This window comes from Sodalis sp. RH16 (assembly GCF_047324245.1).
In the GTDB taxonomy this organism is placed as follows: Bacteria; Pseudomonadota; Gammaproteobacteria; order Enterobacterales; family Enterobacteriaceae; genus Acerihabitans; species Acerihabitans ligni.
In genome coordinates this window covers 1,728,085-1,748,183 of the sequence record NZ_CP178737.1, presented here as the reverse complement: position 1 = coordinate 1,748,183, position 20,099 = coordinate 1,728,085, and the positions used below count along the sequence as shown (strand labels likewise).

Sequence of the window (20,099 nt, the reverse complement as noted above, 5' to 3'; positions counted from 1 at the left end):
CACAGTCTTAGGGTGCATAGTTGAAATAGATGACCGGCTGAATCAGGACATGCTCTTGTTTAATGAAGCCAATGCGCAATAAACGCATTGGCATCACGCCCTCAGGCCCCGGCGGGTTTAATGCCGATGCGGGCCGAGATGCGGGCCAACAGGGCATCGTCCGACACTCCCTGGAAATCTTCACGCGGCGTGTAAGGGGTTTCCAAGGCGGCGATTTCTTCCTCGGTCAGGACGATGTCCAGCGACGCCACCGCATCGGCAATATGGGAGGGCTTGCCGGCGCCCACCAGCGGAGCCGCCACCACCGGGTTACGCCGCAGCCAGGCCAGGGCAATCTGCGCCCGGCAAACGCCCCGTGCACGGGCAACGGCCGCAACGGCATCGACGATGGCGCCATCGCTTTTTTCCTGGGTATAGAGCATATCGGCAAAGGGGTCGCTGCCTGAACGGCCGGTGGCGGCGCCACTCTCACGGGCAAGGCGACCGCGGGCCAGCGGGCTCCAGACAATGATGCCGATGCCCTCATCTTTGCAAAGAGGCAGCATTTCACGCTCTTCTTCCCGCGCCAGCAGATTGTAATGATCCTGCATGGAGACAAATCGCGCCCAGCCGTGCTGGCGCTGCAGATGTAATATCTTGCTGAATTGCCAGGCATGCATTGACGATGCGCCGAGATAACGCACCTTACCGGATTTCACCACATCGTTTAGCGCTTCAAGGGTTTCCTCCAGCGGCGTCGCGTTGTCCAATCGATGAATCTGGTAAAGATCGATATAGTCGGTCCCCAGCCGGCGAAGGCTATGGTCGATTTCTGTGAAAATCGCCTTACGCGACAGTCCGGCGCCGTTGGGACCAGGGCGCATGGGATGGCGCACTTTGGTGGCGATAACCACGTTATCCCGATCGGCGTAATCCCGCAAAGCCCGGCCGAGGATCTCCTCGCTGGAACCTTGGGAGTACATATTGGCGGTATCGAAGAAATTGATCCCTGCTTCGAGCGCCTGTTTAATCAAAGGGCGGCTGGCGTCTTCATCCAGTGACCATACCGGATGGCCGCGGTTCGGTTCGCCATAGGTCATGCAGCCAAGGGCGATGGGTGAAACATCCAATCCGGTATTGCCGAGTTTTATATATCGCATAGCGGTTTCCTGTTGATGTCATCCAGGAAAACCGGATGCCGCCTACGGCGGTAACAATCATCCGGCTCCCCCGAAAGGGTGTTGCAGTACACGTCAACAGGTTATCCGGCATGGCGGAAACCTTTAATACTTCATCGTCCGGATAACTTACGCGAGCGTTCAAATTTAAAAGTGCCCGCCAGAACGACCGTTAAATTGTTTTCTCGAGCTTCACACTGGTCAGGCAGGTTTGGCTATCGTTTCCTGTGGCGAAAGGAGTCACGGCGGAAAGACCGTTGTAGGTCACGTTTATGGTTCCGGTAATATTTCTCGGCAGCCAGACGCCGATAAAACCGTTTTGATAACTGGTCATGTTATTGCTAGCAATGACCTTACCCTGTTGATCGATGATTTTTACCTTGAACGCGGTATTTTTTAATTCTCCGGTACAGGATGACAGGTTATGGTTATAACAAGGATGGGTGTAGGTAATATAAGGGGCGAATGACAGATAAAACTTATCGCCGAGAGGGTAGGAATGCGCTTCTTTACCATCCGATACGGTAAGTTCGGTACTGGTGACGGCGGCGGAAAAATTCAATGGCCGATCCTGCTGCAGGCGATTGATATATTCCACCATTTGTGGCGTTGTTTTATTTTCCAGACCATTTTTTGCCAGAAAAGATTGATCTTGAGCATAAGAGAACTGGCTGAACGCAGCCAGGGCTGAGCCCAGTATTATTGTGTTTATGGCGTAAGCCGATAAATTTTTCATGTTCAAATATCCTCGCAATGAAAAGAATGCACAGCCGATTCAAGCCGCTTTCTTTGCAAAAGAAAGTGTTAAAAAAGAATTTACACCTTCCCCTAAGGGCAGGGTCAAAAGCTGATTTGAATAGAAGTGTAAATTTCTTTTGATTGACCGACGCTTAAAGACAATATGGGCCGTTCTTTGCATCAGGCCTTGGACACCCTGGCGGAGTGAATCACAGACCCGCGGGAAACGCGCTGGCGGATTCATCGCGCCAGCACTGTGTAAGAAAACCTATGATCAGGATCACACCATAACCAAACGATGAAAACGCCTAAACAAATCGTAGTTTTCTTGGTTTTATTGGCCCCCGTATACGGTTGGGCGGCGGATATCGCTCTGGGTATCGGCGGTTTTCTGACCACCTCACCCTATAAGGTGGACAGAGACGATCATTCGGTTTGGCCGGTAATCAACTATGACGATGATACCTGGTATATCCAAGGGGATGATGCCGGGCGCTATCTTATGAACGATGACGCCAATGAGCTGAAATTAAAAGCGTTTTTCCAGGATCAGGAGTATAAGTCCAGCCGGGGGAGCAATACGGCGATGCGCAGGCTGAACGATCGCCGGTCCACGGTGATGTCCGGTATAAGCTATCAGCGCACCACCCCGATAGGGGCTGTGCATGTCCAGCTGGCGGGGGATATTCTGAATAACAGCCAGGGTGTGCTGGCTAATATCTCCTATCTGAATCAGGTGCGATTGGGCATGCTGACGGTCATACCGGAGTTCGGCGTGGATGGGGCCAACGGCCAGCAAACCCGCTACTATTACGGCGTATCGTCCATGGAGGCCCGCCGCAGCGGCTTGAGCGAATACCGCCCTTCGGCGAATATTACGCCTTATGTTTCCCTGACCGCCGACTATAAGCTCTCCGAGCGGTGGGATACGTATGCCAGCGCAAGGGGCAATTTCCTGCCTTCAACGGTTCGTGACAGTCCGATGGTCGATGGGGATGAAATTTATGCATTCTCTTTGGGGATAAATTACAATTTCTAGCGTTTTTTTTAGAAAAGAGTCATTTAATAAAAATAAAATTATTTAAAATCAACACACTAGTACTATAAAGTAATATTAAGCCTAATATTACTTCTCCAATCACTTCGTTTATAAACTATTTATTATTGTTAAGGTAAAATACCCGGCATCCGCTGAATTCAATGAATGCAAGCTCCTCATTGCTCCCGGGGCTGAGTAGCTCTTTTATCACCGTCTCCCTTTCAGAGCTAATAGCTGTATATATGGCAACAAGATCCATTCAATCAATCCCGCGATTACCGTCATGGACGGTGTTGTGCGACTTCGACGGAACCATCAGTTTCAAAGACGTCACCGATACCTTATTGGATGCGTTTGGCATGCCGGGCTGGCAGGCGCTGGAGCAGCGATGGGAAAACGGCGAGATAGGCTCGCGGGAATGCATGGCAGGGCAAATTGCCCTGTTAAATACCTCCCGCCTTGAGCTGAACGAATGCCTTTCCACCCTGGCCATCGATCCGTGGTTTGCCGAATTCGCCGCTTATGCCCGCCGGCAAAACATACCGTTGCATATCGTCAGCGACGGACTGGACTACGCGATTAATCATATTTTGCAAACCCACGGCATAAGCGGCATACCGGTGATGGCCAACCGTTTGCGGCAGGTGAGCGAACGGCGCTGGGCGCTGGAGTTCCCCTACCATAACGCCAATTGCCTGAAGGCGAGCGGCGTATGTAAATGCGGCATAGCAAAAACCGTGGCGCCGGATAAATTTTTGATGATTGGCGACGGGCGCTCGGATTTCTGTGTCTCGCAAATCGCCGATCATGTCTTCGCCAAAGGCAGCCTGGTAGCCGAATGCCGGCGGATGGGCGTTCCCTTTACCGCCATGAAGGACTTTTCCCAGGCCCCCGCCGAGCTGGAGCGGCTTTTGCAGCAGCGGGAGAGCGCCTATCTGGCGCCCATGGAGCAGTTGATAATCCGGGGGATGTGTGATCAACCATCATGATTTTATGCTGGAAGGCGGCAACATCGGCGTTCTGTTGATCCATGGTCTGACCGGTACGCCCACCGAAATGCGGGGAGTGGGGCGGGAATTCAATCGGGCCGGTTTTACCGTCTACGGCATGCAGCTGGCCGGCCATTGCGGCGATGTGGACGATCTCATCGCCACCAATTGGAAAGACTGGTACCAAAGCGTTATCGACGCCGCGGAGAAACTGCGCTCGCAGGTTGATTATCTGTATGTCGGCGGCCTGTCGATGGGGGCGGTACTTGCGCTGAAATATGCATCCGATTTTCCAGAGCGCACCCGCGGCGTGCTGGTGTACGGCGCGACGTTCCGCTTCGACGGCTGGACGGTTCCGCTCATTACGCGAATACTGGCGCCGGGGTTCCTGATAATGACGGATATACTCCATCTCGGCCGCCGCCGTATCTTCAACGAAGAGCCGCCCTACGGCATACGCAACGAGCAGCTGCGCCGTAAAATTTCCCAAAGCATGTTAAGCGGCGACAGCGGCGCGGCCGGTTTGGCGGGCAACCCCTGGCCTTCCTTGAGCCAGCTGGTTTACCTGACGCGGAACGTGCGCCGCTCGCTGCACCGGATAACCTCGCCCTGCTTGATTATGCATGCGGAAAATGACGATATCGCCCATCGCCGCAACGGCGAGCTGGTACGTGATAATGTTCGCGGGCCGGTGAAGATGGTACTGCTGAAAAACAGCTACCATATGATTACTATTGATAACGACCGGCGGGAGCTGGTATCCCGTTCCATAACCTTCATTCAGCAAAACGTTCCGCAGACGGATCGTAACGGCGGCAGCCAGCTTAGCGTCCCGGGCCTGCAGGCAGGGCTGAATTCGACGATGCAGAGCGCATGACAAAGGGATACAAGACCAGGTCATGAGCAAATTAACCATTCTTCTATGGGTGATGAACGTGCTGGTGGATACGCTGGGCCAGCTGGCTTTCAAAGCCGCCGCATTGTCCGGTACAGCCTATTCCGGCCTGGCCCATTGGCGCCATATGCTGTCCCATAAATGGATTTGGGTCGGTATTTTCAGCTATGTATTCGAATTCCTGTTGTGGCTGGCCTTCTTGTCGCTGGTGCCATTGTCGGTTGGGGTCATGCTGGGCTCAATCAATATTGTAGCCATCATGGTAGTCGGCCGCATTTGGTTCAAGGAAAGCCTGAGCAAATGGCGGCTGATAGGCATTTTGCTTATCGCCTGCGGTGTTTTGGTTGTGGGTATCGAATGATGAAACGCTTTTATGTGTTCGGCTTCCTGGCGCTGATGCTGTTTGATACCCTGGCCCAGGTGAGCTTTAAATACGCCTCGCTGCACGCCGCGCCGCTGATGATGGATGTCCAATGGCTGGTTCGCGTGTTCGGCCATCCGTGGATTTATGGCGCCTTTATCGGTTACATCGGCGCTTTTTTTACCTGGATGACCCTGTTGAAATATGCCCCGGTGGGGCCGGCCTTTGCCGCGTCGCATCTTGAAATTATCAGCGTCACCCTGGTGTCCGTCTGGCTATTTGACGATCAGCTCAATCCGGTAAAGGTCATCGGCGGCCTGCTGATATTATCGGGCATCCTCTGCCTGGCCAAAGGCGAGACCGCCGATTCGTGACGCGCTTCCCTCCCTTGGTGGAAATTCCTCCCACCGCCGGCCTACCCGCGCAATGGAGCGATCTTCTGGCTTTATCCGGCAATCTGGCCGCCGGCCTGGCGCAACAGCTGTCAATTCCCCTCCCCGCACTGACCTGTTCCGGGACTGCCGCCCTGATCGTGGCGCTGCGGGTATTGCAGCAGCGCTTGCCCGGACGGACCGCCTTGATAGTTCCGGCATATACCTGTCCCCTGGTGGCGCTGGCCGTTCATTTCTGTCCGCCTTTGCGCGTTGTTCCCTGCGATCTTGCGCCTGGCGGCATCAGTCTGGACGTCGGGCAGCTGGCGTCGCTGTGCGATGAACAAACGCTGGCGGTGGTGGTAACGCACCTTGCCGGCCGGGTGGCCGATGTGGACAACGTACGGTCCATAACGGCGAAGGCCGGGGCCGCGATTATCGAGGATGCCGCCCAGGCGATGGGGGCCCTGGATGAAGGACGCAGCGTAGGCCTCAAAGGCGACATCGCTTTTTTCAGTATGGCCCTGGGGAAAGGATTGACCACCGCGGAAGGCGGCGTGCTTTTTAGCAGCAATCCCGAGCTGAACCTGGCCTTGCAGCGGCAATGCCGGCAGGATTTGGCGTTCAGCATCGGCTGGGAGCTCAAGCGGATCGCCGAGCTATGGGGATATACGGTGTTTTACCGGCCCCACGGCCTCTATTATGTCTATGGTAAACCGCTGCGACGCGCCCTGGCTAATGGCGATAGGGTGGCGGCGGTGGGGGATGATTTTTCAGCGCAGGCAATCCCATTGCACACCCTCGGGCGTTACCGGCAGCGGGTCGCCGCCGCTGCGCTGGCGCGATTGCCCGCTTTTCTCCGCCAGGGGCGAGAACGCGCCCTGCGTCGGGTCGATTTGTTAAGGCAATTACCGGGTGTCGGCGTCGTGGCGGATTCGCCGGACAAGCAGGGCACCTGGCCGTTTATTCTGTTGCTGATGCCGGATAATAAAACGCGTGATGCGGCAATGGAGAGCCTTTGGACCTCGGGATTGGGCGTGACCCGCTTGTTTATTCACACCCTGGCGGGCTACCCGGCGGTAACGCCTTTTTTACAGCCGAAGCTGTTGTCTCCCAACGCGCAAGCCCTTGCGACCCGCGGCCTGTCCATCACTAACAGCCCATGGCTCTCCGACGACATGTTCGGCCGGGTACTGGCGCAATTGCGGGCTGCGCTGGGTTAATTCCAGCAGCCGTTTATCCGCTCAAGCAGCCGCTGGTTCAGCTGATTTTGCCGTTGCTGCCAGGCCAGCGCCTCGGCAATGGAGGGTTCTTGCTGTCCGTCCGCGGCGCTGAGCCAACGCTTGAAGCGGCTCAGATAACGGTAAACCGACACTTCCCCGGTAATATCAGCACCTATAAGCCGTCCCCGGCAGGCATCAATCAATTCATTCAGATGCCGTTCCTGAAACGATCCCTGATCCCAGTTGGTATTCACCACCTGAGGACTCAGCACATCCTTATCGATGGAGAGGTAAACCGATTGCCGGCTGCCGGAGCGAAAGCGCGATAAAAAATCCGTCATCAATCCATCGGCATCGTTATAACGACGACTGCTGTCCTTTGCTCCCAGCCAATTAAGCCAGCCGGTGTCCACATTGATATTCCAATAGGAGAGTTTTTTTCTCATCAATGGCCGCCAGTGATTCTCCCAGGCATGGCCGAGAGCGATATCCGATGAACCGATACCCAGAACATGAATATGTTCAACCTGCGGCAGCAAGCTGGCCCAATATACCCAAGATCCACAATGGATACCGAAAGGATATCGCATATTATCCGGATGGTTATCACAAATCACGAGCTGGAACGGCGGCTGTTTAACCTGGCGCTGCAATAACAGATGCGTCAGGTGATGGTAATCGCCGCTGCCGGTGAATACACAGCCATAATCAACGGCAAGCTGTGGTTCCAGCGCGGCGACCAGCTGTTGGAACCGCGGCCAGCGGCAGCCGAAACGGATGCTTTCCTGCCAGTCTTGCAAAGGAATGTGCACAGCGCTGTCGATATTTTCCAGCGTCACTGAATCATCAAAATTCAGAATCAACGGCGGTCGAGACTGGGTCATGATTGTCTATCCTGATGCCAGCGCGTATCGCTTTCAAAATAGTGCCGAAACCGGTTTAAAACCCGGCGCAACAGAGGATTACGCACCCACGCCAGATGAACGGTAAAGGTGAATTGGGCGCCGAGATCGGCTTTTACCTGGGGGTCGGTCCAGCCCGCCACATAATAACGCAATCTGTTTTCAAGGGCATATTCCAAATTGGCAAACCAGCTCACAACGTAAAGATTAGACTCTAATGCCAAGGGATAATTTAAACCAATATATTTATCGATCAGCTTATCATCCCATTGATAGCACAGATTATATCCCACTAATTCCTGCCCCATCCAGTAGCAGAATACCCGCCCGCCGCTGTCGGCATCCAGCAGCAGCCCGGCAAAAAAATCCGCGCTGAGCAAATCAAAATGAATATCGCTTTGGTCATAGACCGCCTGATAAAGTGTATAAAGCCGTTGCCGCCAAAGCGCATCGTGAAAGCGATTATCGCCGGTGTGCAATACTTCCAGCCGTAAATCCCGCCTGCTGCGCAGCTTACGGCGTATATTGCGCCGACGGCTATGGGATAAGCGCGACAAATAGTCGTTTACATCCTTAAAATCAATGGGCACATAGGCTAACGACTGCCCCTCCACCTTTATAAATCCACGGCCGGTACATTCAGCTATCAACGCTTGGGAATACTGATTATCCCGGTCTTGCAGCAACGGTGAATTCTGCGGTACATCTTTAATGATGGTGATTTTTTTTTCCCCGGCGCAATGGCGTTGGATCCATCCGGATAATGCCTGCGGCGTAACATCGGCCGGGAAAGGCGAATATTCATTGACGGTGGTGCCGATAAAATTGGTATCGACACTGAGCCACCGGCGCCATAAACCAGATCCGGGCCAGCGAAGCAATTTTATAAGCACGTCTTTATCCATCGTGGTCAGTAAATCAAACCGGGTGGAAAAATACGGCAGTCCACTTTCTGACATCCGGACGTTAAAACCGACCGGTGGATACCGGTGAAAATTCAAGATGAGCGCCTGGGGTTCTATATTGTTTACATAAAGAACCCCCGGGCGACTATGGCCAGTCATAAGTCGCGTCCGAAATCAACATTCAAAAAAAAAGCGCACCGATGTGCGCTTTTTACCACGTACGCTTACAGTTCGCGTTTCGCACGACTAATTAATTGATCCAGCAGTTCCATAGCCTGATCGATTTCGCACCTGCTGATTTCCAACGACGGCGCGAAAGTGATGACATTCTTGTAATAACCGCCCACATCCAATACCAGGCCCATTTTCTGGCCTTTATAATCCAGGGTGCCGGACAGGCCGATGTCCACCATTTTGTCCAACAGCGCTTTGTTCGGCGTAAAACCGTCGGCTTCGCAAAGTTCAGCGTGCAGAGCCAGGCCCAGCCCGTCCACATCGCCAATTTCCGGATGGCGGAGTTGCAGCGCTTTCAGCCCTTCGAGGAAATAGGCGCCGCTGTTCATAACCTGGGTTTCGTAATCTTTTTCCGCCAGCATGTGCATGACTTCAAGACCGACGGCGGTACCCAGCGGGTTAGAAGCAAAAGTGGAATGGGTAGAACCTACCGGGAAGGTCACCGGATTGATCATTTCTTCACGAGCCCAAATACCTGCCAGCGGATTCAAGCCGTTGGTCAGCGCTTTACCGAATACCAGCACGTCCGGGGTAATACCAAAGTGTTCTATGGACCACAATTTACCGGTGCGGTAAAAGCCCATCTGAATTTCATCCACCACCAGCAGAATACCGTGATCGTCCAGTACCTTTTTCAAGCCCTTATAGAAGTTGCGCGGCGGGATAATATAGCCGCCGGTACCCTGGATGGGTTCGATATAAAATGCGGCAAACTCGGCTTGCCGCACTTTCGGATCCCACACGCCGTGATACTCGTTTTCAAACAGACGGGCAAAATCAGCGATCAATTTGTCCGCATACTCTTCCGGCGACAAGCCTTTCTGGCGCCGGAAGGGGTAAGGGAAGGGGATAAACTGCGCTCTTTCGCCGAAGTGGCCGAACCGGCGGCGATAACGGTAGCTGGAAGTAATGGCGGAAGCACCCAGCGTCCGTCCGTGATAGCCGCCTTCAAAGGCGAACATCCGGCTCTTGCCGTTGCAAAAGTTACGCACCAGTTTCAGCGAGTCATCGATGGATTGTGAACCGCCTACATTGTAATGGACACGTCCCGGCAGGCCGAATTTCTTTTCCATGTCCTGGGCAATGATTTTACTGAGTTCAATTTTCGTCGGATGCAGATATTGGCTGGCGATTTGCGGTAGCACATCGATCTGATTTTTTAAGGCATTGTCCAGCCGCGGATTAGCATAGCCAAAGTTGACCGCGGAGTACCACATTTGCAGATCAAGGTAAGGTATGTCTTGTCCATCAAATATATAGCTGCCCTGACATCTTTGGAAAATCTTAGGCGGATTCACATAATGGACTGTGTCTCCAAATGAACAGTACTTTGCTTCATCTTCCAACATCTGTGCTTCAGAAAGCGTCATAACATTACATCTCCGGCCAAGGATTAACTTGGCAATATGGCTAATTATGTTTAGTGGAAGTTATTATATCGAGCAAATAAAACCGGAGTGGCTGAATCCAACATCATGTTGTAGTGCCGTTTATAATTCGCTTCTCTAATGACATTTCAACGATTTCCGGCAGGGTAGCAAAATACGCATAAAACCAATAAATAACAATAAGATACATCACACTCCTTTTATTAACCTTAAGGATTTAAAAAAATTAAAACTGTGAGTATTTATTACATTTTGGCGAGAAATGACAAGCTTTCGCTCCTTCGCCGCCGCTACCGTCTGTCGGTAAAGAAACGGGTTTTCTTCTCAACCCGGCTATTCCATGGCGCAACCAGTTCTGAAACAGGCAACGTGTCGGGCCTCACATGATGTCTCTTTCTTTCCTCATGGCATGGAACGCCTATATGCTATGCGAATTAATTAAAAAAGGGTAAACAGGCTGAGGAAAAAGATAAGTATTTGGTTTGTACTTGTCTCACCCTGCCAAGCATTTGAAGACATATGTTCTGTCCTGTTAATCAAGTTGTGAACAATTATTGAATGTATACTGAATTTATCATTAACTTTTTATTCTTTTACGAAGGAGTAATAAGGTTATTTAGCGTTACTTGTCGTTGTTAACTTTTATTTTTATAGCAGGAGGTCGTATGAAAGCATTGAGCATGGTTGCATTGGTATTATTGATTATTGGCGGGTTGAACTGGCTGCTGGTGGGGTTGTTCAGATTTGATCTGGTGGGCGCCATTTTTGGCGGACAAGAAGCCACCCTGGCGCGCGTGGTCTATACCATCGTCGGCATTTGCGCCTTATATGCGTTAACGTTTATCCCTCGCGTCGGCTTACTTCAGCATCATCACCAGAGCCATTAACGGCGAGCCGGCTAGGCGTGCTCTCAAGCGCCGGCGTATTTTCGTTCCCGCCATTGTTCAATCCTCAGGGGTGTAAAAGCGGTCCGAAATCGTCGGCGGCTTTGTCCAGGGCGATCTGCGCCGGCGCCAGTTTGCTGTACCGCGCTTTTAAATCGCTCAATGGCGCGTAATATCCCAGACTTAAGGCGGCCAGCTGCCGATGGCTGCCGGTTTCCACAGCCTCTATTTCCACCGCGGCGCCGCCCCGTTCCAGAGGCGCGGCAAACATGGCGGTACTCAGCACATTCAACGACGGAGAGACGGTAGAAACATCGGTAATGGCGGCACGCACCTCGGCGGGCCGGCCATCAGGCGACTGGGGTAAAAGCTCAAGCTGATGCTGTAGATCGGTCCGTAACGCAGCCAGCAAGGCGGTGCGTTCCTGCGGCGATAAACCATCGTTTTTAACGCGCCATTCCACCGCCGTAATAGCGGTACGGGCCGGATTCAACGCAACCGGCGTCTTAAGCGAACGTTCTCCTTTCGCGGATACCGGCGACAGGCGCTGGTAATCGGTTAGAAAACCGCTCTGCCTGGTGGTCATGGTAGTCCCGCAGGCGGACAAAAACAGCACGGCAACGCCCAACCACAGTCCGGAGGTGGAAAACGGGGGCCTATCCGTACAAAATCGACTCATCTGCAAGCTCCACGCTTTATCAACACGGTTACCGATTCATTATCGACTATACATGCTCATTAAACACCCTGGAAATATCCTTTAACCGGCGGATAAATCATCATTATTGGCGTTTGTTCATGCCATCAATGCGGGCTGCGTTGAATCACTGAAGAAGCCCAACACTAAGGAGCCGGGCGCTGAGCGATAATGATCGACCATAATATTTCCAGAGCGTGAACGGCCTGTTGGTGCTGTGCACTTTGGTTATCCGTCTTATACCGTTCGCCGAAATTTCCCGCTTGGGACAATAACAGGCTTTCAAAAAACCCTTCCCCAACCCGATTCTTATACAGATACATCAACATTGCCAGACCGGGAAATTTTTGGCCATCGAGAAATTTCGCCTCCCGTTTAGCGCGGCTTACAGAACGTTCATTACGGGAGGAGGTCGCCAGACGGTTCAGAGCTATACCGATACGACAGATGAGTTTTTCAATGCTGCCGGTCATGCCGTTTTTTCTTTCCCACTCCGATGCCAATGGAATCGCGAATTCCTCAATAATCTTTTCGGCAATCTCCCGGTCCCGTTTATCCAAAGCAAACAAGGGCGGCTCCACGGACGGTGCAAGCACTGGCCGGCTTGACGTTTTATCAAAAGCATCCGGGAGATAATTGCCAACGGCGTTCAGGGTATTCAACATTATCGCCGGTACCGAATTTTTAATACGGAGCAAAGTATCCCGGCCCGTTAAGAAAAAGCGGCACGCCAGTGCCGCTAATGTCTGTCCGATCCGGCGTAGTCTGGCGATAAACGAACCCTTCTCCGCGGCCACAGCGTTGTCGGATGAAGTAATATGAAGAGAGGGCTTCGGAAGATTCAGATTAGACGCTTTCATTGATCAATCCTTTGCTGGTTAACGCCCGAAAGGAGAAGGGTAATAAACACCATACTTCTCGGGAAGTAGCTATTTTTTATCGGCTTGTGGCTAAACGCTCGTTAAACAGCAAAACATTAATCTTTCATATACTTATTAAAGGACCGCCAGGCTATCGTATTTTCTCCAGCGGAAATTTAGGACCGAAATAATCCAGAAGCAGATAAAGAGCCCGATCACCCAATAACCGACATTGCCCATATTGTCGTTGAGATAAGCGATGAGATCCCAGAAACCACCATGCAAATCAAACTGGCCGGCAATCAGTCCCAGCGTTTCCAGGCCGCCGATAAACAGCGCGATAATGACCGAGGTGGCGGTAATGGTCATATTGTAATAAAGCTTGCGTACCGGTTTGGTGAAAGCCCAGCCATACGCGCCCACCATCACGAAATTATCCAGCGAGTCGATGAGCGCCATGCCGCTGGCGAACAGTACCGGAAACACCATTATCGACCAGAGGGACATTCCCGACGTCGCGCCGGCAGCGGATATTCCCAGCAGTCCCACTTCAGTGGCGGTATCAAATCCCAATCCGAACAGAAAGCCCACCAGGTACATTTGCCAGCTTTTATTAACGAATCTAAAGGCGAAACGAAATATCCGCGTCATCAGGCCACCGTTTGTTGCCGCCAGCGTATCAATATCCAGACCGCTGACAGCCTCACCTTTTTTGATGCGCTGGAAGGTTTTATAAACGGTACGCAGGATCGCTAAATTTATCAAGGCGACAGTCAGCAGAAAAAAAGCCGAAACCAGGGTGCCGATAATACCGCCATAGTCATGTATCCACCCCATCTGTCCCTGAAATGCCAAGGACGTCGCCGCGATGGCGGCGCAGGCAATGAGCACAATAGTGGAATGGCCTAACGAAAAATAGGCGCCGACGGACACCGGTTGCTGGCCCTGTTGCATCAGCTTGCGTGTAACGTTATCTATAGCGGCAATATGGTCCGCATCCACCGCATGGCGTAAACCATAACTGTATGCCAGCAGCGCTGCGCCTATCAGGGCGGCGTTATGCTTAAAAACCAGCAAGGCCCACGCCCAGGCGATGATATTGGCCGCCAGCAACAGCGCCAGCAGGGAAAGTGCCCTCTTTTTAGCGCCGGTTTGTTTAACGTTAGTCATTATGTAGCCTATTGATAAAGGTCACCCAGCAAAATGGATAACATAAAATACGCTATTCATAATAATTATTTTTTGATCTTACATGGCTAAAGTATAGGAACGAGGCAATTTTACCGAGGCAGCGCGGCGGCGTACCGGTCAGAAAACAGGGTTTGAACAGCTCATCAAGGCCTGTTCTTTTTCGGCTTGGGGGAGATCATTTCCACCTGGGCGGCGGGATCCATGGCCTCAACGGCTTTTTGCAATTCAGCCAGCGCGAATTTGAGTGACGCTATTTCCTGATGCAGTGCCTGTACTTCCAGTGAGGCGCGATTGGCTTTGGGAAAGGCGTCAAGCACGTCGTTTTCTTCAAACATCCGTACCTGACGGTTATCCAGCTGCACCAACTGATATTTCAACCGCCCACTGTTGATAGCGTTATAGATAGTCTTGCGACTGACCATCGCGATTTCAATCACTTGGCTTATTCTTAACATCGCATATCTCTGACGTCGCTATCCGGTCGAGTGAGGTCCCATATGGTCATTCTACCGGGTACTGATGGCTTCAGTGAACAACTTTGCGTTTTCCTGCGGCGAGTTTCGAGCGATTTTGTTAACCTGCTCAATATCCGACAGCAGCGCAAAAAGCGACTGAATGACCGCCACTTTTTCGCAGCTGGGATCGATAGCCATCAATACCACCACCGTTGGCTTCACTACGCTGTCCGGCTCATCGCTGCGGTGAAATTCCACCCCGGCGTGATTGATGGCGACGGCAAAGCCGGTTTTATTAACGTGCTCGAATTCGGTATGCGGAATGGCGATACTGTGGGTTTCCATATCGATTCCGGTAGGGTACTCCGCTTCCCTGTCCAGCACCCCCTGCAAGAAGCTTTCCTTGACGAAACCATCTTCATGCAGGCTTTTCGCCATCTGGGTAAGCAGGTCGGTACGGCTTATCGGCCGGTTAATAGTGAATATACGATTTACGCTGAACATGCCGGTTATTCCCCTATGCTCGCCTGAGTCGACTCGGATTGCATCAGCTCCTGGTCCTCAAGCCTGATTTTTTTACGGTTCCACAGCGCCAACAGCAGGGCGCAGATTATCAGCACGGCGATGCCGATGGTTTTGAAATAGAAACCCTTGATGATCACCCAGGGCAGCATGGCGCCGGCGTAATCGACGCTGCTGATGCTGGTGGCGCCGTGGGGCAACGAGAAACCGGTACTGATGGCTGTACTGGTCACCAACGGCGCCAGGGCGGTACCAATCAGCAGCGCCAGGCTCAAGGTAATCAGCCCGGTAAGCAGGGTACGGAACATATCGCCGCGGCACACGGCGGTAACCAGCACGAAAGCGAACGGCAGCCCGGTAAGGGAGGCGAAGGGCAGAAATTCATTGCCCGGTATAATAGCCGCCAGGATCAGCATGATGGGAATCATCAACATGGAAACCGACAAGGTTACCGGATGGCCTACGCTTACCGCGGAATCAAGACCGATGGAAATCCGGCCGAACGAGCCTGCCCGGGATTGCGCGATTTCCTGAATACGTTCACTGATTGGATAGACTCCCTCCATCAGCATCTTGGCCATGCGGGGGATGATGGTCATTACCGCCGCCATGGTAATGGCGGTTTGCAAAACAGACTTCACATCGACACCGGCGATAATGGCCAGGATAGCGCCGATAATCGCCCCCAGGCAGGCGGGATCGCCCAAAATGGACAGTCGTTTCTGGATAACGTCGGTGTCGATTTTAATATCGCGCACGCCGGGAATTCGATCAACGATGGCGTTCACCAACCAGGCCGCGGGAACAAAAGAGGCTGAAAAACCATGCGGCACCGAAATGCCGGGTAAATTCAGGTACTTTTCCACATCGGCGGTAGTCCGGTCGGCAATCACCATGGTAACGATGCAGTTGAGGCCGGCGGCCAATACCCCCAGCCAGAGATTGCCGGTGATAATCGCCACCAGCGAACCGGTAAAGGCATGATGCCACAAATTCCAGATATCCACGTTCAGGATGCGGGTGGTTTTGGTATAAAGCATTAAAACGTTAATGGCCACGCAGACGGGTATCACCAGCGCGCCCACCCGGGTTCCCATGGCGACGGCCGCGGCGGCGGGCCAGCCCATATCCAATACGGTGAGATGCAGACCGAAGCGCTGGACGATGGCGTTACTCACCGGTGTTAAGGAATCGATCATCAGATTAACGGTAATGCTCAATCCAATAAAACCAATCCCCACCATCAAACCGGCTTTTATGGATTTCGATATGGATAACCGCAATATCAGGCCGAGTATGATAAAAATCAGCGGCATCATTACCGATGCGCCCATGCCGACAATGTAATCAATGATAAACATGGCTTAACCCTCAGCGAGAATCAACGCTTTAACGCTGGTGAAGACTTTATCGGCGCCCATGCCGGTCAGCAGGGGCAAGGCATTTATTACCGGAACGGAGACTTTTACCGGCGAGGTGGAAACGATAAAGTCCAGATCGCTATGGGTAATGGCTTCCGCCACCGTGCCCTGAGAGATGCGCACTTTGTCCAACAGGTTCTCGCTTTTCAGATAGGCTTCCAGTTTTTTTAACGCCACGGTACTGGTTGCCACGCCCGCGCCACAGCAGATCATCATATGTTTCATGTTAATTCCCGGCTTGAAGAGGTGGAATGATTAAAACATGTTAAGTGAATAGTAAATGTGATCAGTGTGTAATTTTACACACATAAAACACATAAAATGGATCATGAGTCATAGATGATTAATTTATATATTGATTTATAAGAATTTATTATTTTAAATGGCTATTATTATCATAATAACAGTGTGTAGAATTACCCTTAAGGCACATCATCGGCTCCGCCAAAGCGGTCCCTTCCGCCCGCTGTTCTTATTGCCGGCCCTGGCCGTGGCGCGCCGGCCGGCCCGCGGTTATTAACGATCCTTTCCGCGGCGCAATGAGGTAAAGTATTATTCAGAGCGATGAATGCTGATAAAAGGCCAGGGGTAATGACGGATATTTCATGCGTATTGTTTGATTGCGACGGCACGCTGGTGGACAGCGAGATTCTCTGCTGCGAAGCCTATGTCATTTTGTTCGCCAGATACGGTATTCACATCACTCTGGAACAGGTCGTCAAAGAATTCAAAGGGATAAAACTCTACGAAATCATCGATCGCGTTAAACAGCGGTACCCGCTGTATCAGCGTGTGGACATACTGGAAACCGAGTATCGTGCCGAAGTGGCGCGTCTGTTTGATGAGCGCCTGGCGCCTATCGAGGGAATCCGAGAACTGTTGCAGCAGATAATCGTACCGCTGGCGGTGGTATCCAACGGACCGGTGAGCAAAATGCAGCACTCCCTTGGGCTGACGGAATTACTACCCTTTTTCAAAAACCGGCTGTACAGCGGCTACGATCTGCAACGGTGGAAACCGGACCCGGCCATTATTTACCATGCCGCCGCCCAATTACAGGTGCCGGTGAATCAATGCCTGTTGGTGGAGGATTCCGCCGCCGGAACCCAGGCCGGTATTGCCGCCGGTATTCCGGTGTTCTATTACTGCGCCGATCCACTTAATCCGCCGATTGACCATCCGCTGGTGACCCGCTTCGATGCCATGGGCCAATTGCCGGCGCTGTGGCATGAGCGGGGCTGGATATTGACGCGGACGCCGTCGGCATTGATATGATCGGGCCGTTTAATTCGCCAGGAAGATGGGGCAATTGAACTCAATACGGGCAGAGCGGCTATCGCTGGTTATCACATTTGATAACCAGCGGATGTAAAACGCTGCCTTTATTCCGTCGGCGGAATGGGATTCTCATCCGGCGCCTGCGCCGCCAGATCGTTGGACACATCCCTACCGGTGCCGGTCAGCAATGTTTCCAACGCATCGCCGCCCACATGGCGAAAATCCTGTCCTTTGACGAAGTAAAAGATATATTCGCAAATATTCTGGCAGCGGTCGCCGATACGCTCAATGGATCGGGCGCAAAAGAGGGCGGTGAGTACGCTCGGTATGGTGCGCGGATCTTCCATCATATAGGTCATCAGCTGACGGACAATGCCCTCGTATTCCTGATCCACCTTTTTATCTTCCCGATAAATCCGGATGGCTTCATCCAAATCCATGCGGGCAAACGCATCCAAAACATCATGCAGCATTTGAATGGTATGACGGCCCAGCGACTCCAGGCTCACCAGCATCTGCAGGTGCTGCTGGGAATATTTTTCCAGGGCGGTACGGCAAATCTTGTCAGCCCCGTCGCCGATACGCTCCAGTTCGGAGATGGTTTTGATGATGGAAATCACCAGCCGCAAATCGCTGGCGGTGGGCTGGCGTTTGGCAATGATGCGCACGCAGGCCTCATCAATGGACACTTCCATCATATTCACTTTAACGTCGCCGGCCACGACCCGTTTGGCCAACTCCTCATCCTGACTGTGCATGGCGCTGATGGCGTCGGTGAGCTGTTGCTCCACCAGGCCGCCCATGGCCATGACCTGAGTGCGGATGTGCTCCAGTTCAGCGTTAAACTGGCCGGAGATATGTTTATTAAGATTCAGATTTTCCATGATATATCCCGTGATTAACCATAGCGGCCAGTAATATAATCTTCGGTTTGTTTATTCTTTGGAGCGGTAAAGATACTGTCAGTATCGCTGTATTCGATTAACTCGCCGAGATACATAAATGCCGTGTGATCCGAGCAACGCGCTGCCTGTTGCATATTATGAGTAACAATCACCACGGTGTAGTCCGTTTTCAATTCTGAAATCAGCTCTTCAATGCGCCCGGTGGAGATAGGATCCAACGCGGAACAGGGCTCATCCAACAACAAAACATCCGGCCGGATGGCAATGCCCCGCGCAATACATAAACGTTGCTGCTGACCGCCGGACAGGCTGTAGCCGCTTTGGTGCAGCTTGTCTTTGGTCTCGTTCCACAGCGCCGCCTTTGTCAGCGACCACTGTACCCGTTCTTCCATTTCCGTTCTGGACAGCTTCTCAAATAAACGCACCCCGAAGGCGATATTGTCATAAATTGACATAGGGAAAGGCGTCGGTTTCTGAAAAACCATACCGACGCGGGCGCGCAATAAAGACACGTCGCGCTTATCGGTAAGAATATTCTCCCCATCCAGCAGAATTTCCCCTTCCGCACGCTGATCGGGATAAAGCTGGTACATTTTATTGAAGGTGCGCAACAGGGTGGATTTGCCACAACCGGATGGACCGATAAATGCTGTCACCTGATTACGGGCAATATCAAGACTGATATTTTTAAGCGCATGGAATTTGCCGTAATAAAAATTCAGATCGCGGACCTGTATTTTGCTGTCGGTGGCGTTGTTTATCCTGCTCATGCACACTCTCTCTTTCAAAGACGCGTCGGCGCCTGACTCTTAGTTGGTTTTTTTGGCAAAAATGATCCGTGCGATGATATTCAATAGCAAAACGCACAGGGTAATCAGCAATACCCCTACCCAAGCCAGCTGTTGCCATTCGGGAAACGGACTCATGGCGAACTTGAATATGGTGACCGGAAGGTTGGCGATGGGCTGCATCAGGTCAGTGCTCCAGAACTGGTTGGAGAGCGACGTAAACAGCAGCGGCGCCGTCTCGCCGGCGATACGCGCCACCGCAAGCAGCACGCCGGTGATAACACCCGAAATAGACGCCTTGAACGTAATGGCGGAGATCATCTTCCATTTCGGCGTGCCGAGGGCATAAGCGGCTTCACGCATGGTATCGGGCACCAGCCGCATCATATTTTCCGTGGTGCGGATAACGATGGGCACCTGTAAAAGCGCCAGGGCAATCACGCCGGCCCAGCCGGAGAAATGCTCCATTTTCGCCACCACCAGGGTGTAAACAAACAGACCGATAACAATGGAAGGTGCGGACAGCAGGATATCGTTGATAAACCGAATCACCTCCGCCAGAAAGGATTTACGTCCGTATTCCGCCAGGTAAATCCCGGCCATTATGCCCAGCGGCGTGCCGCCGATAGTCGCCCAGAGGATCAATAAGCCGCTGCCCGCCAGGGCATTGGCCAGACCGCCGCCGGCGGTATTGGGCGGCGGGGTCATTTCGGTGAACAAAGACCACGACAATCCCTCGAAGCCGCGGCTTACCGTAGTCAATAAAATCCAGCAGAGCCAAAACAGGCCGAACGCCATGGTGATGAGCGATAAAAACAGCGCCAACCGGTTTTTCTGGCGGCGCCAGGCCTGTCTTTTACGCCGGGCTTCCATTTGCGAGGGGGTATGGGTCATCT

The 20,099-nt window shown here is 52.4% G+C and carries 23 protein-coding genes; 8 read left to right on the top strand and 15 right to left on the bottom strand.

What is annotated here, in order from left to right; all coding sequences use genetic code 11:
* Positions 1 to 101: 101 nt before the first annotated feature.
* On the bottom strand, positions 102 to 1,139 hold the full coding sequence (locus tag ACL2XJ_RS07935; protein WP_413726162.1) for an aldo/keto reductase: 1,038 nt from the start codon (positions 1,137 to 1,139) through the stop codon (positions 102 to 104).
* Between the two features lie 190 nt (positions 1,140 to 1,329).
* Positions 1,330 to 1,893, bottom strand: coding sequence for a copper-binding periplasmic metallochaperone CueP (cueP, locus tag ACL2XJ_RS07930; protein WP_413726161.1), 564 nt, complete (start codon positions 1,891 to 1,893; stop codon positions 1,330 to 1,332).
* Positions 1,894 to 2,193: 300 nt separating this feature from the next.
* Between cueP and ACL2XJ_RS07925 the strand changes: the two genes are divergently transcribed.
* The 6 genes from ACL2XJ_RS07925 to ACL2XJ_RS07900 all read left to right on the top strand — a co-directional run bounded on the left by ACL2XJ_RS07925 (position 2,194) and on the right by ACL2XJ_RS07900 (position 6,773).
* Positions 2,194 to 2,934 carry a MipA/OmpV family protein gene (locus ACL2XJ_RS07925; RefSeq protein ID WP_413726160.1) on the top strand — a complete coding sequence of 247 codons (741 nt, stop codon included), beginning with the start codon at positions 2,194 to 2,196 and terminating at the stop codon, positions 2,932 to 2,934.
* Between the two features lie 242 nt (positions 2,935 to 3,176).
* Positions 3,177 to 3,923 (top strand): MtnX-like HAD-IB family phosphatase, encoded by a 747-nt coding sequence (locus ACL2XJ_RS07920; protein WP_413726159.1) that lies wholly within the window; start codon positions 3,177 to 3,179, stop codon positions 3,921 to 3,923.
* Entirely contained in the window at positions 3,907 to 4,800 is an 894-nt protein-coding gene (locus ACL2XJ_RS07915; protein WP_132924105.1) for an alpha/beta hydrolase, read from the top strand. The genes ACL2XJ_RS07920 and ACL2XJ_RS07915 overlap by 17 nt, the downstream gene beginning before the upstream one ends.
* A gap of 22 nt (positions 4,801 to 4,822) precedes the next feature.
* Positions 4,823 to 5,179, top strand: coding sequence for an EamA family transporter (locus tag ACL2XJ_RS07910; RefSeq protein ID WP_203524233.1), 357 nt, complete (start codon positions 4,823 to 4,825; stop codon positions 5,177 to 5,179).
* The gene (locus ACL2XJ_RS07905; protein WP_413726158.1) at positions 5,176 to 5,553 is read left to right on the top strand and encodes a DMT family transporter; all 378 of its coding nucleotides are present in this window, start codon (positions 5,176 to 5,178) and stop codon (positions 5,551 to 5,553) included. The genes ACL2XJ_RS07910 and ACL2XJ_RS07905 overlap by 4 nt, the downstream gene beginning before the upstream one ends.
* Entirely contained in the window at positions 5,550 to 6,773 is a 1,224-nt protein-coding gene (locus tag ACL2XJ_RS07900) for a DegT/DnrJ/EryC1/StrS family aminotransferase (protein WP_413726157.1), read from the top strand. Before ACL2XJ_RS07905 ends, ACL2XJ_RS07900 begins: the two co-directional genes overlap by 4 nt.
* Here ACL2XJ_RS07900 and ACL2XJ_RS07895 read toward each other — a convergent pair.
* From ACL2XJ_RS07895 to ACL2XJ_RS07885, 3 genes are all read right to left on the bottom strand, one after another.
* Positions 6,770 to 7,657 (bottom strand): hypothetical protein, encoded by an 888-nt coding sequence (locus ACL2XJ_RS07895; protein ID WP_413726156.1) that lies wholly within the window; start codon positions 7,655 to 7,657, stop codon positions 6,770 to 6,772. The genes ACL2XJ_RS07900 and ACL2XJ_RS07895 overlap by 4 nt on opposite strands.
* Complete coding sequence (locus ACL2XJ_RS07890) at positions 7,654 to 8,634, bottom strand: GNAT family N-acetyltransferase (protein WP_413726155.1); 981 nt, start codon at positions 8,632 to 8,634, stop codon at positions 7,654 to 7,656. The genes ACL2XJ_RS07895 and ACL2XJ_RS07890 overlap by 4 nt, the downstream gene beginning before the upstream one ends.
* Positions 8,635 to 8,804: 170 nt before the next feature.
* Positions 8,805 to 10,163 (bottom strand): aspartate aminotransferase family protein, encoded by a 1,359-nt coding sequence (locus ACL2XJ_RS07885; protein WP_243701601.1) that lies wholly within the window; start codon positions 10,161 to 10,163, stop codon positions 8,805 to 8,807.
* Between the two features lie 704 nt (positions 10,164 to 10,867).
* Between ACL2XJ_RS07885 and ACL2XJ_RS07880 the strand changes: the two genes are divergently transcribed.
* A complete protein-coding gene (locus tag ACL2XJ_RS07880) occupies positions 10,868 to 11,089 on the top strand; it encodes a DUF378 domain-containing protein (RefSeq protein WP_132924110.1) in 222 nt (73 codons plus the stop codon).
* A gap of 64 nt (positions 11,090 to 11,153) precedes the next feature.
* On the opposite strand, the gene ACL2XJ_RS07875 is transcribed toward ACL2XJ_RS07880, so the two are convergent.
* From ACL2XJ_RS07875 to ACL2XJ_RS07845, 7 genes are all read right to left on the bottom strand, one after another.
* Positions 11,154 to 11,765: a DUF3313 family protein gene (locus ACL2XJ_RS07875; RefSeq protein ID WP_413726154.1), complete on the bottom strand. Its 612-nt coding sequence runs from the start codon at positions 11,763 to 11,765 to the stop codon at positions 11,154 to 11,156.
* A gap of 164 nt (positions 11,766 to 11,929) precedes the next feature.
* Positions 11,930 to 12,643: a hypothetical protein gene (locus tag ACL2XJ_RS07870; protein ID WP_413726153.1), complete on the bottom strand. Its 714-nt coding sequence runs from the start codon at positions 12,641 to 12,643 to the stop codon at positions 11,930 to 11,932.
* Positions 12,644 to 12,778: 135 nt separating this feature from the next.
* On the bottom strand, positions 12,779 to 13,813 hold the full coding sequence (locus tag ACL2XJ_RS07865; protein ID WP_413726152.1) for a HoxN/HupN/NixA family nickel/cobalt transporter: 1,035 nt from the start codon (positions 13,811 to 13,813) through the stop codon (positions 12,779 to 12,781).
* A 164-nt stretch (positions 13,814 to 13,977) separates the two neighbouring features.
* Positions 13,978 to 14,271 (bottom strand): DNA-binding protein, encoded by a 294-nt coding sequence (locus ACL2XJ_RS07860; RefSeq protein ID WP_253073456.1) that lies wholly within the window; start codon positions 14,269 to 14,271, stop codon positions 13,978 to 13,980.
* A 69-nt stretch (positions 14,272 to 14,340) separates the two neighbouring features.
* Positions 14,341 to 14,793 (bottom strand): PTS sugar transporter subunit IIA, encoded by a 453-nt coding sequence (locus ACL2XJ_RS07855; RefSeq protein ID WP_132924115.1) that lies wholly within the window; start codon positions 14,791 to 14,793, stop codon positions 14,341 to 14,343.
* 5 nt (positions 14,794 to 14,798) lie between these two features.
* Positions 14,799 to 16,172 (bottom strand): PTS galactitol transporter subunit IIC, encoded by a 1,374-nt coding sequence (locus ACL2XJ_RS07850; RefSeq protein ID WP_132924116.1) that lies wholly within the window; start codon positions 16,170 to 16,172, stop codon positions 14,799 to 14,801.
* Positions 16,173 to 16,175: 3 nt separating this feature from the next.
* Positions 16,176 to 16,457 (bottom strand): PTS sugar transporter subunit IIB, encoded by a 282-nt coding sequence (locus tag ACL2XJ_RS07845; RefSeq protein ID WP_132924117.1) that lies wholly within the window; start codon positions 16,455 to 16,457, stop codon positions 16,176 to 16,178.
* 366 nt (positions 16,458 to 16,823) lie between these two features.
* On the opposite strand from ACL2XJ_RS07845, the gene yieH reads away from it, so the two are divergent.
* A complete protein-coding gene (yieH, locus tag ACL2XJ_RS07840) occupies positions 16,824 to 17,507 on the top strand; it encodes a 6-phosphogluconate phosphatase (RefSeq protein WP_413726151.1) in 684 nt (227 codons plus the stop codon).
* A 107-nt stretch (positions 17,508 to 17,614) separates the two neighbouring features.
* Here the strand turns inward: yieH and phoU are convergent, their stop codons facing one another.
* Genes phoU through pstA form a run of 3 tightly spaced genes read right to left on the bottom strand, consistent with a single transcriptional unit; the run spans position 17,615 to position 20,097 of the window.
* Positions 17,615 to 18,394 (bottom strand): phosphate signaling complex protein PhoU, encoded by a 780-nt coding sequence (phoU, locus tag ACL2XJ_RS07835; protein ID WP_132924119.1) that lies wholly within the window; start codon positions 18,392 to 18,394, stop codon positions 17,615 to 17,617.
* Between the two features lie 14 nt (positions 18,395 to 18,408).
* Positions 18,409 to 19,185 (bottom strand): phosphate ABC transporter ATP-binding protein PstB, encoded by a 777-nt coding sequence (pstB, locus tag ACL2XJ_RS07830; RefSeq protein ID WP_132924120.1) that lies wholly within the window; start codon positions 19,183 to 19,185, stop codon positions 18,409 to 18,411.
* A 39-nt stretch (positions 19,186 to 19,224) separates the two neighbouring features.
* The gene (gene pstA, locus ACL2XJ_RS07825) at positions 19,225 to 20,097 is read right to left on the bottom strand and encodes a phosphate ABC transporter permease PstA (RefSeq protein WP_413726865.1); all 873 of its coding nucleotides are present in this window, start codon (positions 20,095 to 20,097) and stop codon (positions 19,225 to 19,227) included.
* Between the last annotated feature and the right edge of the window lie 2 nt (positions 20,098 to 20,099).

Coding starts and splice junctions, on each gene's coding strand:
- ACL2XJ_RS07880 (WP_132924110.1), top strand. CDS start 10,868: ATGAAAGCATTGAGCATGGTTGCATTGGTATTATTGATTATTGGCGGG.
- ACL2XJ_RS07895 (WP_413726156.1), bottom strand. CDS start 7,657: ATGACCCAGTCTCGACCGCCGTTGATTCTGAATTTTGATGATTCAGTG.
- ACL2XJ_RS07910 (WP_203524233.1), top strand. CDS start 4,823: ATGAGCAAATTAACCATTCTTCTATGGGTGATGAACGTGCTGGTGGAT.
- pstA (WP_413726865.1), bottom strand. CDS start 20,097: ATGACCCATACCCCCTCGCAAATGGAAGCCCGGCGTAAAAGACAGGCC.
- ACL2XJ_RS07925 (WP_413726160.1), top strand. CDS start 2,194: ATGAAAACGCCTAAACAAATCGTAGTTTTCTTGGTTTTATTGGCCCCC.
- ACL2XJ_RS07850 (WP_132924116.1), bottom strand. CDS start 16,172: ATGTTTATCATTGATTACATTGTCGGCATGGGCGCATCGGTAATGATG.
- pstB (WP_132924120.1), bottom strand. CDS start 19,185: ATGAGCAGGATAAACAACGCCACCGACAGCAAAATACAGGTCCGCGAT.
- phoU (WP_132924119.1), bottom strand. CDS start 18,394: ATGGAAAATCTGAATCTTAATAAACATATCTCCGGCCAGTTTAACGCT.
- ACL2XJ_RS07855 (WP_132924115.1), bottom strand. CDS start 14,793: ATGTTCAGCGTAAATCGTATATTCACTATTAACCGGCCGATAAGCCGT.
- ACL2XJ_RS07905 (WP_413726158.1), top strand. CDS start 5,176: ATGATGAAACGCTTTTATGTGTTCGGCTTCCTGGCGCTGATGCTGTTT.
- ACL2XJ_RS07920 (WP_413726159.1), top strand. CDS start 3,177: ATGGCAACAAGATCCATTCAATCAATCCCGCGATTACCGTCATGGACG.
- ACL2XJ_RS07885 (WP_243701601.1), bottom strand. CDS start 10,163: ATGTTGGAAGATGAAGCAAAGTACTGTTCATTTGGAGACACAGTCCAT.
- ACL2XJ_RS07890 (WP_413726155.1), bottom strand. CDS start 8,634: ATGTCAGAAAGTGGACTGCCGTATTTTTCCACCCGGTTTGATTTACTG.
- ACL2XJ_RS07935 (WP_413726162.1), bottom strand. CDS start 1,139: ATGCGATATATAAAACTCGGCAATACCGGATTGGATGTTTCACCCATC.
- cueP (WP_413726161.1), bottom strand. CDS start 1,893: ATGAAAAATTTATCGGCTTACGCCATAAACACAATAATACTGGGCTCA.
- ACL2XJ_RS07865 (WP_413726152.1), bottom strand. CDS start 13,813: ATGACTAACGTTAAACAAACCGGCGCTAAAAAGAGGGCACTTTCCCTG.
- ACL2XJ_RS07870 (WP_413726153.1), bottom strand. CDS start 12,643: ATGAAAGCGTCTAATCTGAATCTTCCGAAGCCCTCTCTTCATATTACT.
- ACL2XJ_RS07875 (WP_413726154.1), bottom strand. CDS start 11,765: ATGAGTCGATTTTGTACGGATAGGCCCCCGTTTTCCACCTCCGGACTG.
- yieH (WP_413726151.1), top strand. CDS start 16,824: ATGACGGATATTTCATGCGTATTGTTTGATTGCGACGGCACGCTGGTG.
- ACL2XJ_RS07845 (WP_132924117.1), bottom strand. CDS start 16,457: ATGAAACATATGATGATCTGCTGTGGCGCGGGCGTGGCAACCAGTACC.